This window comes from Acinetobacter sp. ANC_7503 (genome assembly GCF_056780035.1).
In genome coordinates, this window is record NZ_JBWYJA010000010.1 from 45,658 (window position 1) to 60,482 (window position 14,825).

The window sequence follows — 14,825 nt, forward strand, 5'->3', positions numbered from 1 at the left end:
AGAGTGTTAAAAACTTGCTTTATTCTTCAATCCCCTGTACAAGTATGTAAACAAAGTCGACTAAATCATTCAGATTTGTCATGAATTATCAGGAGGGATGGAGATGTTATCATTACATTTCAACAAGCAAGTCTTCATTAATACTCTTAAAGCAAACAACAATGCTGTCGTTTTTTTAAGCACAATGTTTGCTCTCATGCTGACACTTGTTGTGCAAGGTACAATTCAAGGCACGTTGAAGCTTGAATATTTTGCTTATGCACTTGCTGCGACGCTAGCATTTTACGTGTGGGCCTTTATTGACACGAAATATCGTACTCAAAAGCTTTCTGATCAAGAAGCACATTTAGACTAAGAGATGGATGCCAAAGCATCCATCTTAAAGTCAATGTCATCATTTAAAGCACTCTATCAAAATAACAAGTTTTTCAATTCTGCTCTACTTATTAGAATAACCCAACATATAAACCATAAAGCAAACCTAAGGTCGCCCCAACCTCACCTACGACCAATAGTACCATCGCACCTCTCATGAGCAATTTTGGTAATTCAATACGCCCTAATTGATGTGGTTCTTTGAACTGATTTGTCGTATCTTTCAATAAGCCATGCAAAATATAACTTAAAATTGAAAATGCAAAAAAGAAAATATTAATCAAAATAAAGAGCAAATTTGTCGATTCATTCAACGCTGAAAAATATGCCATAACCGCTAGAATTAACGTTGCAGGTGCATATAACAAACTACTCCTATGCGCAATATCAACATAATAATGTGCTCGAGCTTGTTTAGATAAGCTGATTTGCACATACTTCCATACACCAGTAAGCATACCGGTCAATAAAAAAATACCACTAAAAAAAATAGCAAGTCTTACCGATAATTCCATTTGGTCGATCATGATCTGACATTCCTTCGCTATAAAACAGATTGCAATATGTTTAGCATCTTATCTCATATTTCATACTACGACTTCGCTAACTCCATACCTTATATAGAAATTTAAGCAAAAAAAAGCTCCAATAAGGAGCTTTTTTATTAGAGTTTAAAGCGTGATTTTAACGGTTTTAATTCGATTATCTTCCATTTCTAGAATTTCGAAATTAACCCCTTGGTGTTCAATCAACATACCAACTTCAACCGCCCCACTCGTTTTATCTAAAATCAGTCCTGCAACACTAAAGTAACCTGAGTCTTCTTGCACCAGATCTAAATCTAATATATCGAGCGCCAGCTCTAATTGATATAAATCTAACATACCAGACGCCTTCCAAGTGGTATCATCGATTTTAACCAATTCAAGCTGTTCATCAGCATCTGGGAATTCACCAGCAATTGCTTCAAAAACATCTAATGGTGAGATTAAGCCTTGAATATTGCCATATTCATTTGTAACAAGTACCAATGAACCTTTAGAAGTTCTTAATGTATTAATTGCATCAATCACTTTCATTTTTTCATAAATGAAAATAGGACGGACACGTTTCATCAAATCTTTTAGTTGATCTGGATCATCTAATGCATCAATCAATTCTTTTGCACGTACAATCGTGATGACTTTATCCAATTGTCCACGACAAACTGGGAAAAGACTATGAGGTACAGCTAATACCTGTTCACGAATTGCTTCGGCATCGTCCTCAATATTAACCCAAGAAATTTGATTTCGAGGTGTCATAATTGAAGCAACTGAACGTTCAGCAAGTGATAGCACACCACCAACCATATAACGCTCTTCATCACCAAAAGCTTGTTGAATTTCTTCAACTTCTTTGGATGTTGCAATATCGGCATCCAATTTACTGCCCATCAATTTCAAAATTGAATCTGCAGTTCGATGACGTAACGGGATCTTCGCTTGATTTTTTTCAAGATTACGATTCGAAAATTGATTGAATGCTTCAATTAGAATTGCAACACCAATACCTGAATAAATATAACCTTTAGGGATATGGAATCCAAAACCTTCAGCGATTAGACTTACACCGATCAATAACAAGAAACTTAAACAAAGGATAACCACCGTAGGATGACGGTTAACAAACGTAGTTAACGGTTTTGATGCAATTAACATGACAACCATAGCCACAATCATCGCAGCCATCATCACGTAAATATTATCCACCATACCAATCGCAGTGATCACTGAGTCGAGTGAAAATACCGCATCAAGCACGACGATCTGAGCCACAACTGCAGCAAAACCAGCGTATACGACATTGTTATTCGTTTTAATCTCGGGTTTACCCTCCATTTTTTCATGGAGTTCATTGACAGCCTTATACACAAGGAATAGACCACCAAACAGTAATATCAAATCCCGACCTGAGAATGTTTTTCCAAAAATTTCAATCAATGGTTGAGTTAAAGTCACTAACCACGAGATCGCAAAAAGTAGACCTAGACGCATTAATAATGCGAGGGATAAACCGATTACACGGGCTTTATCACGTTGTTCTGGAGGAAGTTTTTCTGCAAGTATCGCAATAAATACTAAGTTATCAATACCTAAAACGATTTCAAGAATGATAAGGGTAATTAACCCTATCCAAATGCCAGGATCCAATAAAAATTCCATATTAGATCTCCTGGTTCTTATTATTTAAGATAATGTAAGAAGCTAAATTAGGCCAACACGGCGACGGGTCCATATATAAAGTTACCTTTTCAGAAATGATGAAACTATTATGCATAAGAATTTTATTTTGTAATTACTTTTTTTATGTTTAAAACAATTTTTTATGTAAATTTAGATCATATCTTTAGTCGTAATTGCCATCCTTGAATAGTCTTTGACATTTTCGACACAAAAAAAAATATCAGTGCCAAGTTATAGTTCCTATATTTTTCAATAGAATTTGGTCAGCGTGGAATTGACATAAAGATATAATCATGAAGATCAGAATAGCTGTATTTTTCGAATCTTCTGTTTTGATACACATAAAGATATTTACAGATCATTGAAATATGTTTTATAAAACTGAAGTCAATAGGTGTCATACCTTTTGTCTGATTTAAGGTAAGCGCTTGAACATAAGTTGATTATTTGAACATAGTTCTTTTAATATAGGTTATGCTTCATGTAATATTTAAATTAATAAAAACAATTAAGTTACACTGACAAGGACGTAGCGATGTCAAAAAAATATGCAAAATTTTTACCTTCATCTGAAAATTTTGAACTCGAAAATTTTCCATTCTATTGGATCACTCAAGTCCATTCTCAGTATGTACTGAATGTTGACCATGTGCTCAAAAAGTATGGCGTTGATAATTCTCGTCGACGTTTGCTTGTCGCATTGTCTACTAAACCAGATGCAAGTGTTTCAGAACTCTCTGACATGATTGTGTCAAAAATGTCGACGACTACAAAAATCGTTTACCGTTTAAAAGATGAAGGAATGGTTGACACTTACTCGTGTGAAAACGATGCCCGTATTACGCGTGTGGTACTAACACCAAAAGGTTTAGAAATGACAAAAAAAATTAATGACCTGATGAGTGTGGTTCTTGAACAAACATTTGAGGGATTAACCCCACTTCAAATTGAAAAACTAATGGAAAGCTTAAAGCATATTTTCAAAAATTTAGCGCATTAATTTTCCTAAACTTTAGATTAAAGCCCATCATCAAACATATTGAGTTGGGCTGTATTGTTCTGCCGTGGTTTTGGACAATAAAAACATTCAAATTCCCCTACTGGAAAGCCTTCAACAAAGTTCTGAATGTCGGGGGATTTTAAACTCAACCACTGATCTAATTTATGGTGCGGAATAATAATTACTGACCGTTTAACATCTCCAGGCTCATGAAAATCCTTCATCATTTCGTGATGAATAGCATCCATGGTAATCATCGTTGCTGAACGATAAATAATTTGATCAATTTTCGTGATTTCATACAACGCTGCGATATAAAATGCCTGACCATCTTTTCTTCTCACACCCCATCGTTGCGGTCGTCCATTAATATATTTTGCTTCATAAAACTCAGTGACTGGAATTACACCAAATTTACATTTTTCAAATGCTTCTTGAAAACTTCTTTTTTCGCTTAATGTTTCATTGCGTGCATTATAGGTTTTCTTCGCTATTTCTGTATCAGTTGCCCATTTTGGTATAAAACCAAAATTAACTAACCTCCACTCGTAGCTATGATCAGATTTAAATAATAACGGGGTTTCGTAGATTGGATAAACCTCTTCCACATATTCAAATGAAATATGTGGAAGTTCTAATGCTTGGATTTGATGCGCTTGTATTGGCTTAAAGTTGGCACACATAGCATAATTTTCAATACTATAAAAAACTTAGGCTATTATAGCCGATCCAATTCAGTTCATTATGATGATATTGGTACTGTCATCCAGTGTGTACGCGTGAATTCATCCATAATCCAATGCCCATTAAAGCGCCCTAATCCAGAGTTCTTTTCTCCACCGAATGGTGCATTAGCATGGTCCGCGACACTTATATCATTAATATGTGTCATTCCAATATCGAGTTTTGAAGCGATTTCTACTCCGCGCTCAATATCAGATGTACATACAGCACCAGATAAACCAAACGGTGTGTCATTGGCGATTTTTATTGCATGTGCTTCATCATCTGCTCTGATGATCGGCAGAATTGGTCCGAAGCTTTCCTCTTGAGCAATTGCATATGTCGGCAATACATCGATAAACACATGAGGTGAAACCAAATTATTCTCAATACCCCCAGCATAGACCAACTTAGCACCTTCTATTTGAGCCTGATCAATGATTCGTTGATGCTGTTTCACTTGTGTATTATTAATAATAGGTCCTATAAGCGTCTCATCAAGATTAGGATCACCCACAGGAATATCTTTGACTTTGTTTAAAAGCTTTTCAACATATTCATTGTGAATCGATTGATCTACGATGACACGATTAGTGCTCATACAGATTTGACCTTGGTGAAGGAAGCGCCCCTTGATCGTCAAATCGACTGCCAAATCTAAATCTGCATCTTTAAGAATTAATAATGGCGCATTCCCCCCAAGCTCTAAAGCAAGTCGTTTGATTCTAGAGCTGGCCATCGCTTTAGCACCAACATTTTGTCCTACTTCTGTAGAGCCAGTGAATGAAATCATCTTCGGGATAGGATGCTCGACAAAATAATCCCCTATTTCACTACCACTACCCACAATGACATTCAGTACACCAGCGGGCACACCCGCCTCTTCAAACAATTTCCCTAATAATGTTCCACCTGTAACAGGTGTGTCACTCGCAGGTTTTAGTACCACTGTATTTCCACATGCGATTGCGCAAACAACCGATCGCATTGACAAATGAAATGGAAAATTCCAAGGGCTAATGACAGCAATAACACCCAACGCTTTGCGTTGATAAAAACTTTTTCTCGCAGGATCTTTACTTTCTAGCTGAACAGTTTGGATTTGATCAGGAAAAGTGAATGATTCTGAGATAATACCAAGCGCAGCACCTACTTCAATATTTGCCTTGAGACGCGTACTTCCAGACTCGGTAATCAGCCAATCTATAATTTCGTCTTTACGTAATTGTATGATGTCATGCAGCTTCTGAATGATTTTCTTGCGATCTATAGCAGAGGTAATTAAGCCAAGATCAAATGCTTGTTGTGCTGCAGAAAAAGCGAGATCAACATCAGACTGATTCGCCGCTTGAATTTGGTGTATTTCTTTTAAATCAAATGGATTAAAATTTTGTATGACACGCTCTGAAGAGCCTTTTAACCAAGAACCGTTAATATACTGTTGATTTAAATTTGAATATCGCGTCATTTTATGTCCCTCTACATGCCACTTTTTACCCAATGGTCAACTATTTTACACAATCGTAAAAAAAGCCTCCGGAGAGGCTTTTTTATTTTAATTAGTCACCAGTATAACCTTTAAGCTTCAAGCGGTAAGCATGAAGTAATGGTTCTGTATAACCTGATGGTTGTTCAGCACCTTTAAACACTAAATCATATGCTGCTTGGTAAGCATAACCGTCAAACCCAGGCGCCATTGGTGTGTACGCTGGATCGTTCGCATTTTGCTCATCTACAATTTTAGCCATACGTTGCATTACTTCTTCAACTTGCTCTTTAGTCACGATACCGTGACGTAACCAGTTAGCAACGTGTTGAGATGAAATACGTAAAGTTGCACGGTCTTCCATCAAACCAACGTTGTTGATGTCTGGAACTTTAGAACAACCAACACCCAAATCAACCCAACGAACAACATAACCAAGAATACCCTGAAGGTTATTTTCTAACTCTTTGGTTTTCTCTTCATCAGTCCAATTCGTATCAGTCGCTAATGGTGGAGTTAATAAATCATCTAAAGGTAATGCTTCAGTTTTTAACAACTCTTGTTGACGCGCTGAAACATTACATTGGTGATAGTGAATCGCATGAATTACAGCACCAGATGGTGATGGAACCCAAGCACAGCTCGCACCAGCTTCAGGATGCTCAATTTTGGTTTTATACATATCTAAAAGCATATCTGGTTTAGGCCACATGCCTTTACCAATTTGTGCTTTGCCACGTAAGCCTGCTTGTAAACCAACCATCACGTTACGGTTTTCATATGCAGGGAACCAAATTTGAGATTTAACTTCACCCTTACGAACGAATGGACCTGCTTCCATAAAGGTATGGATTTCGTCACCTGTACGGTCCATGAATCCTGTGTTAATGAAGATGGTACGATCTTTCGCTTGAGCAATACAGTTTTTCAAGTTTACAGAAGTACGGCGCTCTTCATCCATGATCCCGATTTTAAGCGTTTTTGCTGGCAAACCTAGAGCTTGTTCTGCACGCTCAAATAGTTCAACTGCAAATGCAACTTCTTCAGGGCCATGCATCTTAGGTTTAACGATATACATAGAACCTTTACGAGAGTTCTTGATTTCATTTTGACCTTTGATGTCAGCAAACGTTAATAACGGTGTGATCAATGCATCCATGATACCTTCATAGATTTCTTGACCATCCACTAGGATCGCCGGGTTCGTCATCAAATGACCAACGTTACGAAGAAGCATCAATGAACGACCGTGTAAAGTTGTTTCGCCACCGATCAGATTTTTGTGGGTACGGTCTTTGTTTAAAGCACGAGTAATGGTTTTACCATTTTTCTCGATTTTCTCTTCCAAAGTACCCTTCATCAAACCTAACCAGTTACGGTAGCCTTCAACTTTTTCTTCAGCATCAACCGCAGCAATTGAGTCTTCCAAATCTTGGATCGTTGTTACCGCAGATTCTAAAACAAGATCTTTTACGCCAGCAGCATCCGTTTGACCAATTGGGCTTGTCGCATCGATTTCAATGATGACATGCAAACCATTATTTAATAAAACGATTTCTGTCGGCGCAGACTCTTCACCATTAAAACCTACAAATTGAGCTTCTTTAGCCAAATTCGTTGTGCTGCCATCTTTAAGCGTTACCACTAATTTTTTTGCTTCAACAGCGTATTTCGTAGCATCCGCATGTGATCCATTTGCTAAAGGGAAAGTTTCATTTAAGAAATTTTTAGCAAAAGCGATAACTTTTTCGCCACGAACAGGGTTATACCCCTTACCTTTTTCCGCACCGCCTTCTTCCGAGATGACATCGAAACCATACAATGCGTCATATAAAGAGCCCCAACGAGCATTTGCAGCGTTCAAGCAGTAACGTGCATTACGTACAGGCACAACCAATTGTGCACCCGCCAATAGTGCGATTTCTTCATCTACATTTTCAGTTGTAATTTGAAAATCTTCTACTTCTGGTAATAAGTAGCCAATTTCTGTCAGGAAAGCTTTGTAAGCTCCTAATTCAAATTTATTATTGCGGTGCCATTCATCAATTTTCGCTTGAATGTCATCACGCTTAGCCAAGAGTGCTTTATTTTTTGGGCTAAGATCAACAACGACTTGTTCAAAGTTTTTCCAGTAAGTTTCACTGTCTAAACCAGAACCTGGTAGTGCTTCATTTTCGATGAAATCGTAGAGTTCTTTAGCAATCGCTAACTTGCCTTTCTGAATACGTGCAGTCATTGTCTTTCCTGATATTGCTACTTTTTATACAAGAGAATCTAGTATACCCATTTATAAATTGCTGAATAGTAATATCACATTGCTAAATAGTGATCATTTATTATAGACACCAATCAGATGAGACTTTTGATCTATTACTTATTGAGTCGTTTTAATTCAACAATCTAATTACAGTGTATAAAGTTTTATAAAGGTAGAAATTAGACTTAAGTGCCAATTTCCATCAAATCTGATTTAATTTAAACCAATATGTCTATTTTCTCTACGCTTTTAAGCGACGATTTCAAATTTATTCCACTCCAAATAAAAAAACCCAAACATCATCTGTTTGGGTTCGTTTTTGAATTTTCACATTTATTCTGCAGGCATATCAATTTGTCGATGCGCAGATTGTAAATAGTCATCTGATTGCATTTCGAGTAAGCGTGAACGTGTGCGTTCGATTTCAAACGCTAATTTTTCGCCACTATATATATCAATGATACTGGCATGTGAGGTTAGTAATAATTTAACACCACGATCATAGAACTCATCGACTAAATAAATGAATCGGCGTGTTCCTTCTGATAAATAATCATTCAGATCGGGAACATTACTGACTAGGACAGTGTTATAAGTGTTCGCAATTTCGATAAAGTCCGCAGGACTTCGTGGCTTCATACAGAGTTCAGAAAACTCACACCATAATACATCTTCAGTATGACCAATTGTATCGACATTACGTCCATTAATGATGATCGGTTCTTCACTCACATTTTGAGCACTGGTTAATGCTGAAAAACGTTGTGCCATCCATACCTGATTATCATGGCTTAAAGGTGATTTGAACAACTGCGCTTGTTTCAGTACACGCAAACGATAGTCAACACCTGCATCCACATTCAAAATGACACAATTCTTTTTTACCATTTCAATCGTTGGAATAAAGCGGTCGCGATGAATACCGTTCTTGTATAAACCATCTGGTGCAATGTTTGATGTCGCAACAAGTGTAATTCCACGAACAAATAGCTTTTGGAATAAATCACTTAAAATCATCGCATCCGTGACATTTGATACAAAGAATTCATCAAAACAGATCACAACCGCATCTTTGTAAATTTGATCAGCAACGATGTCGAGTGGATTTTGCTGTCCTGAATTTTTATTTAACTCTTTATGCACATATTGCATAAAATGATGGAAATGCATACGCGTCTTACGACGGAATGGTATCGCATCATAAAACTGGTCCATCAACCAAGTTTTTCCACGCCCAACACCACCCCACATATAAACACCCTTCGGGGCTGTTTGACGGCGAAAACGTCGAAACGCTTTTTTAGAAGCTTTATATCGTAAGATCAGTTCTTCCCAAACACGATTAAGTTCATGTACAGCTTGAGCTTGAGCATCATCAGGCATAAATTGTCCTGACGAAATTGCGTGAGCATAACGTTCTGCAGGTGATTGCGGAGTGTGACTTAAACTATTTTGCGAAGAATGAGAATGGAACATAGATATTGATTACTTTTTTAGGCCGTCGGAAGTATAACGAATATTTAAAAAAATGATAAATAACACTTTGGCATATACCATTTGAGCATACATGCTGAGGTTATTTCCCATACTGTCGTGGACTTTGTCCAAACCATCTTTTAAAAGCATGGTTAAATGCTGCAGGTTCTGAATATCCAAGCATTTCAGCTATTACTTCGATTGAATACTCTTTGTACTCAATTAATCGAAGCGCTTTCTCTCGAATGAGTTGCTCCCGTATTTGCTTATAGCTTGTATCCAGTTGGTTAAGCTGATGTCGCAAAGTACGCTCTGGAATATTCAAAGCTTGAGCAGTTTCTGCCATTGTTGGAATCTGCCCCGTTTGTAAATCCAAATAATCGTGAATTCTTTGAATCAACTGGTGTTGATTCAATTGTTGCGCATTCAATCTTTCGATCTCAGCATTACATCTTTGTTGGTGGACATTAAATGTGATTTGATCAGCTGAAGGCAACTTCAATTCTAAAATTTCTGCATCAAAAATCAGTCGAAATTTATCATGTTCAAACCGAACTTGCGCACCGAAATAATTCAAATACTTGTTCAAAAAAATAGATTCTTTCGGTCGTGAAAACGGCAATTCAATCTGCACTTCAGGAAAAGGCAATCCTATCATTTTGTAGATATCTTGCACGAATTTAACCGTACCTGAAATTTCACATTGAGCCCTGAACTCATCAACTTCACTTTGTAAATTGAGAGGCTCATAACATAAAGCCGCATAGACACTCGTCTGCTCTAATGTAAGTCTACCCGATAAATGGGTAAGCGCTTGATAGCGTATTCCATTTGTGAGAGCCGCACCGACATTCGGGCTTGTGACCAATAGCATGAGAAGCGGACCATAGCCTGCGAGCGCATAATGTTGACCGACATCTAAACCGAGCAGCGGGTTAACCCCTTTAGCAATAATTCTTTGAATGATTTGTTCTAATTCAGGTTGAATCGTTGAACTCGGATCTAAGGCATCCGCCTTTAAACCGACAGCTTCCAATCTTTCGTCCACATTTATTCCGACTTGTCGCATACCCTGTATGAGATACAACAAACCGAGAATCGACCTTTTCATAAATCAGAATTTTAAAATTAAAGTTGCATATGTTTTACCCTAAAAAAAAGGGAAAGAATATTGCCGAAAATATCAATATTAAATGTCAATGAAATCATGTCAGTTTCAATCCAGACTGCTTATGATAGCTTCAAATAATATGAACGAGTATTAAAATGGAAGTTACATCAGATCAGCTAGATACAAATTCAGTCGACTTGACTGAAACGCAATTCATCAAGAAAAATACTAAAATTGCGATTATCGGCGCCGGATTTGGAGGATTAGCCACAGCGATTCAACTTCTTAAACGCGGTATCAAAGATTTTGTTATTCTTGAAAAAGCTACAGATGTAGGTGGTACTTGGCGCGAAAATCAATATCCGGGTGCTGCATGTGATGTGCAGTCTCATATGTATTCGTTATCTTTTGCCCCCAAATCTGATTGGACAAAACGATATGCTGAAGCACCTGAAATTTTCCAATATATTCAAGATCTTATTCAAGAATATGATTTAAAAAAATTTATTCAATTTGATAGCGAAGTCGTTTCGACACGCTTCGATGAGCAAGCTCATACGTGGGAAATATCCATTAAGAATCAAAGTGCTCTACACAGTCAATTCCTTATTTTTGCCTCTGGTCCATTGCATATTCCTCAAATTCCAAAGATTAAAGGAATCGAAAAATTTAAAGGCGAAGTATTCCACTCCTCATCTTGGAATCATGCTTATGACCTGAATGGTAAACGTGTAGCCAGTATCGGCACAGGTGGAAGTGCAATTCAATATATTCCTGAGATTGCACCAAAAACCAAACAGTTATACGTGTTTCAAAGAACGGCTGCATGGGTAATACCGCGCGATGAACGAGCTTATAATGCTTTAGACAAAAAACTATTTGCCCAATACGACTGGTTTAGAAAATTGCATCGAGCACGCTTATATTGGTCTAACGAATCACGCGTAGTTCCGATTGTAAAACCTCAAATGATGCGACTGGGTCAAAAACTTGCAGAAGCTTTCATTCGCTTCCAAGTCAAAGATAAAGAAATAGCAAAAAAACTGACACCAGATTACACCATGGGGTGTAAAAGAATCTTGGTATCAAATCGATATTTCCCAACATTTAATCGCAAGAATGTAGAGCTCGTGACGGACAGCATTCAAGAAATTACTGAAAATGCGATTGTTACCAAAGATGGTCAAGTTCGAGAAATAGATTGCTTAATTTACGGTACTGGTTTTATTACTGATCCACGAATTTATTTAAAAGATTTTAAATGTTATGGCGAAAATGGTATTGAGTTGAAAGAAGCATGGAAAGAGGGTGCTGAAAGCTACTATGGAATTTCTACCAAAGGATTTCCAAATCTCTTTCAACTTTTAGGCCCGAATACTGTTTTAGGTCATAACTCTGTAATTTTTATGATCGAATCTCAAGTGAATTATATTCTGCAATTGATTGAAGCTGTCGAAAAATCCAAGACTAAAGCAATTGTGGTCAAAGATGTAGTCCAAGAAGAATTCAACCGTAAAATCCAAAAAAAATTTGCAGGCACAGTTTGGCAATCTGGCTGTGTGAGTTGGTATCAGCAAGAAGGCGGAAAGAATTTTTCACTTTGGCCGAGTTATACATGGAAGTATTGGCTAGAAACCAAAAATGCAAATCTAGCCGATTATCGTTTCTTAAATTAAATGAATAAAAAAAATCAGCTCAATTGAGCTGATTTTTTTTACTGAGCCAGCGCTTTTTGAATATCATCTTCAATGCTTTCTGGTTTAGTTGTAGGTGCATATCGATTAAGCACTTTGCCATCTTTTCCAATCAAAAATTTGGTAAAGTTCCACTTAATTCCACTTCCTAAAATGCCTTTGCTGTTGTTGGTGAGATACCGAAAAATCACATGGGCTTCAGGACCTTTTACATCCACTTTAGCGAACATCGGAAAGGATACACCGTAATTTCTCTGGCAAAAACTACCAATTTCTTCGTGCGTACCCGGATCTTGCCCACCAAATTGATTACACGGAAATCCTAATACCTCAAAACCTTGATCTTTATACTTTTCATACAGCGCTTCCAACCCTGCAAATTGTGGCGTAAATCCACATTTGCTGGCTGTGTTGACTATCAATAGCACTTTACCTTCATAGTCCGAAAATTGCTTATTTTCCCCTTCTAGCAATTCTGCCTCAAATTGATAAATATTGGTCATGGATAGGTTTCCTCATCATTTTTTTCTTGGGTTTTTAATTCTAATGAAGCTGAGTTTACACAATAACGAAGACCTGTAGGTTCAGGTCCATCCTCAAAAACATGACCTAGATGTGCGTCACAATGATGACAAACAATCTCAGTACGAATCATGCCATGTGAGTGATCATCATGTTCTTCAATGACTGTTTGGTTGATTGGACGATAAAAACTAGGCCATCCACAACCACTGTCATATTTGGTTTCTGAAGTAAATAAAGGTTCGCCACAGCAACGACAAACATAAGTTCCTTCTTGTTTGGTATTCCAATATCGCCCTGTGAAAGCAGGCTCAGTTCCCTTTTGACGGGTAATGCGATACTCCTCTGGTGATAACTCTCTTTGCCATTCTCGGTCTGTTTTATTGAGTTTTCCCATGATTAACTCCTTTAAATCTTTGACATTCAATGTCATGCTTCAGTACCTTCATATTTACGCTAGAGCTTGAAAAATTTCTAGCTAAATTTCTACATAGATTGTGATATTTAGTAATCTATTTTTATTCACTCAAAAATAATTGGATGGGAATATGTCCGTTTTAGGTAACACTACTCCACGCGAAATTAAGAAATCGTCTAAGCTCGAGCATGTATGCTATGACATTCGTGGACCTGTGTTACGCGCCGCCAACGAAATGGAAGAAGCCGGACATAAGATAATTAAACTCAATATCGGCAACCCAGCGCCCTTCGGTTTTGAAGCACCTCAAGAAATTATCAATGATGTTGCGTTGAACTTACCAAATGCAATTGGCTATACAGACTCAAAAGGGATTTTCCCTGCCCGCAAAGCGGTTTGTCAGTACTATCAACAAAAAGGTATTTTCAATATGCATGTCAATGACGTTTATATTGGGAATGGTGTTTCTGAGCTGATTGTAATGGCTATGCAAGGCCTGTTAGATGACGGCGATGAAATGCTGGTGCCAATGCCAGATTATCCATTATGGACTGCTGCCGTTAATCTTTCTGGTGGTACTGCAATCCATTATAAATGTGATGAAGAAAACAATTGGTATCCTGATATTCAGGATATGGAAAACAAAATTACGCCTAATACTCGTGGGATCGTGATTATCAATCCGAACAACCCAACGGGTGCTGTTTATCCACGTCATGTCTTAGAAAAAATTGTCGCTCTTGCAAAAAAATATGACCTGATTTTATTTGCTGATGAGATCTACGATAAGATCGTTTACGATGGAATCGAACATGTATCGGTCGCTGCCCTTGCGGGTAATCAACTGTGTATTTCATTTAACGGATTATCTAAATCCTATCGAATTGCTGGATACCGTTCAGGCTGGATGGCAATTACGGGTGATAAGACACGTGCAGCAGATTATATTGAAGGTCTAGACATGCTCGCGTCAATGCGCCTGTGTGCTAACCATCAAGCTCAATATGCTATTCAAACTGCATTGGGTGGCTACCAGTCTATCAACGATTTAATTCGTCCAGGTGGTCGTTTGTATGAGCAACGCAATATTGCTTGGCAAATGTTGAATGAAATCCCAGGTGTAAGCTGTATTAAACCTGAAGGTGCAATGTATTGTTTCCCTAAACTTGATCCTGAAATTTATCCGATTCAGGATGATGAACAGTTTATGCTTGACTTCCTCAAAGCAGAAAAAGTGTTATTGGTTCAAGGTACAGGATTCAACTGGCCTACCCCTGATCATTTCCGTGTGGTGTTCTTACCTGCTGAAAATGAACTTCGTGAAGCGATTAACCGTCTAGGAAGATTCTTGGCGAAAATGCGTTAATTCAGTCGTTTTATGTGAATGATGTATTTAAAACCCCCAGATTTCAATGTGGGGGTTTTATATTTAATATTTTGATTATTTCATGATATTAATTTCATTTTGATTATATACAAGCACCCTTCTTTTCCTTTATCGTGATTAAGCATTATCCATGCACAATACTATAAAAAAC

13 protein-coding genes are annotated in these 14,825 nt (G+C 37.5%); 4 read left to right on the top strand and 9 right to left on the bottom strand.

Annotated elements, in window-relative coordinates:
* The first annotated feature begins 103 nt into the window (after window positions 1–103).
* Complete coding sequence (locus tag AC1M9M_RS11320; RefSeq protein WP_035266079.1) at window positions 104–355, top strand: hypothetical protein; 252 nt, start codon at window positions 104–106, stop codon at window positions 353–355.
* Between the two features lie 91 nt (window positions 356–446).
* On the opposite strand, the gene AC1M9M_RS11325 is transcribed toward AC1M9M_RS11320, so the two are convergent.
* On the bottom strand, window positions 447–902 hold the full coding sequence (locus tag AC1M9M_RS11325; RefSeq protein WP_416224324.1) for a hypothetical protein: 456 nt from the start codon (window positions 900–902) through the stop codon (window positions 447–449).
* 144 nt (window positions 903–1,046) lie between these two features.
* Entirely contained in the window at window positions 1,047–2,579 is a 1,533-nt protein-coding gene (locus tag AC1M9M_RS11330) for a TerC family protein (protein WP_092767773.1), read from the bottom strand.
* Window positions 2,580–3,135: 556 nt separating this feature from the next.
* Here AC1M9M_RS11330 and AC1M9M_RS11335 point away from each other — a divergent pair.
* A complete protein-coding gene (locus tag AC1M9M_RS11335; protein ID WP_035266085.1) occupies window positions 3,136–3,600 on the top strand; it encodes a MarR family winged helix-turn-helix transcriptional regulator in 465 nt (154 codons plus the stop codon).
* Window positions 3,601–3,617: 17 nt separating this feature from the next.
* Here AC1M9M_RS11335 and AC1M9M_RS11340 read toward each other — a convergent pair whose 3' ends face one another.
* The 5 genes from AC1M9M_RS11340 to AC1M9M_RS11360 all read right to left on the bottom strand — a co-directional run bounded on the left by AC1M9M_RS11340 (window position 3,618) and on the right by AC1M9M_RS11360 (window position 10,653).
* Window positions 3,618–4,283: an SOS response-associated peptidase gene (locus AC1M9M_RS11340; RefSeq protein WP_481596379.1), complete on the bottom strand. Its 666-nt coding sequence runs from the start codon at window positions 4,281–4,283 to the stop codon at window positions 3,618–3,620.
* 59 nt (window positions 4,284–4,342) lie between these two features.
* Entirely contained in the window at window positions 4,343–5,791 is a 1,449-nt protein-coding gene (locus tag AC1M9M_RS11345; protein ID WP_481596380.1) for an aldehyde dehydrogenase family protein, read from the bottom strand.
* 91 nt (window positions 5,792–5,882) lie between these two features.
* Complete coding sequence (locus AC1M9M_RS11350; protein WP_092767767.1) at window positions 5,883–8,045, bottom strand: malate synthase G; 2,163 nt, start codon at window positions 8,043–8,045, stop codon at window positions 5,883–5,885.
* Window positions 8,046–8,399: 354 nt separating this feature from the next.
* The gene (gene zapE, locus AC1M9M_RS11355) at window positions 8,400–9,542 is read right to left on the bottom strand and encodes a cell division protein ZapE (protein ID WP_481587652.1); all 1,143 of its coding nucleotides are present in this window, start codon (window positions 9,540–9,542) and stop codon (window positions 8,400–8,402) included.
* A gap of 100 nt (window positions 9,543–9,642) precedes the next feature.
* A complete protein-coding gene (locus AC1M9M_RS11360) occupies window positions 9,643–10,653 on the bottom strand; it encodes an AraC family transcriptional regulator (RefSeq protein WP_481596381.1) in 1,011 nt (336 codons plus the stop codon).
* A 155-nt stretch (window positions 10,654–10,808) separates the two neighbouring features.
* On the opposite strand from AC1M9M_RS11360, the gene AC1M9M_RS11365 reads away from it, so the two are divergent.
* Window positions 10,809–12,329, top strand: a complete 1,521-nt coding sequence (locus AC1M9M_RS11365; protein WP_481596382.1) for a flavin-containing monooxygenase — start codon at window positions 10,809–10,811, stop codon at window positions 12,327–12,329.
* Window positions 12,330–12,367: 38 nt separating this feature from the next.
* On the opposite strand, the gene AC1M9M_RS11370 is transcribed toward AC1M9M_RS11365, so the two are convergent.
* Both AC1M9M_RS11370 and msrB read right to left on the bottom strand, forming a co-directional pair.
* Entirely contained in the window at window positions 12,368–12,850 is a 483-nt protein-coding gene (locus AC1M9M_RS11370; protein WP_035266096.1) for a glutathione peroxidase, read from the bottom strand.
* Entirely contained in the window at window positions 12,847–13,266 is a 420-nt protein-coding gene (gene msrB, locus AC1M9M_RS11375) for a peptide-methionine (R)-S-oxide reductase MsrB (protein ID WP_035266138.1), read from the bottom strand. Before msrB ends, AC1M9M_RS11370 begins: the two co-directional genes overlap by 4 nt.
* Window positions 13,267–13,417: 151 nt before the next feature.
* Between msrB and AC1M9M_RS11380 the strand changes: the two genes are divergently transcribed.
* Window positions 13,418–14,653 (top strand): pyridoxal phosphate-dependent aminotransferase, encoded by a 1,236-nt coding sequence (locus AC1M9M_RS11380; protein ID WP_481596383.1) that lies wholly within the window; start codon window positions 13,418–13,420, stop codon window positions 14,651–14,653.
* Window positions 14,654–14,825 lie beyond the last annotated feature (172 nt).

Bases quoted from the DNA above. Each gene is read 5' to 3' on its own strand.
- AC1M9M_RS11325 (WP_416224324.1), bottom strand. From the start codon at position 902: ATGATCGACCAAATGGAATTATCGGTAAGACTTGCTATTTTTTTTAGT.
- AC1M9M_RS11320 (WP_035266079.1), top strand. From the start codon at position 104: ATGTTATCATTACATTTCAACAAGCAAGTCTTCATTAATACTCTTAAA.
- zapE (WP_481587652.1), bottom strand. From the start codon at position 9,542: ATGTTCCATTCTCATTCTTCGCAAAATAGTTTAAGTCACACTCCGCAA.
- AC1M9M_RS11330 (WP_092767773.1), bottom strand. From the start codon at position 2,579: ATGGAATTTTTATTGGATCCTGGCATTTGGATAGGGTTAATTACCCTT.
- AC1M9M_RS11350 (WP_092767767.1), bottom strand. From the start codon at position 8,045: ATGACTGCACGTATTCAGAAAGGCAAGTTAGCGATTGCTAAAGAACTC.
- msrB (WP_035266138.1), bottom strand. From the start codon at position 13,266: ATGGGAAAACTCAATAAAACAGACCGAGAATGGCAAAGAGAGTTATCA.
- AC1M9M_RS11340 (WP_481596379.1), bottom strand. From the start codon at position 4,283: ATGTGTGCCAACTTTAAGCCAATACAAGCGCATCAAATCCAAGCATTA.
- AC1M9M_RS11360 (WP_481596381.1), bottom strand. From the start codon at position 10,653: ATGAAAAGGTCGATTCTCGGTTTGTTGTATCTCATACAGGGTATGCGA.
- AC1M9M_RS11365 (WP_481596382.1), top strand. From the start codon at position 10,809: ATGGAAGTTACATCAGATCAGCTAGATACAAATTCAGTCGACTTGACT.
- AC1M9M_RS11345 (WP_481596380.1), bottom strand. From the start codon at position 5,791: ATGACGCGATATTCAAATTTAAATCAACAGTATATTAACGGTTCTTGG.
- AC1M9M_RS11370 (WP_035266096.1), bottom strand. From the start codon at position 12,850: ATGACCAATATTTATCAATTTGAGGCAGAATTGCTAGAAGGGGAAAAT.
- AC1M9M_RS11380 (WP_481596383.1), top strand. From the start codon at position 13,418: ATGTCCGTTTTAGGTAACACTACTCCACGCGAAATTAAGAAATCGTCT.
- AC1M9M_RS11335 (WP_035266085.1), top strand. From the start codon at position 3,136: ATGTCAAAAAAATATGCAAAATTTTTACCTTCATCTGAAAATTTTGAA.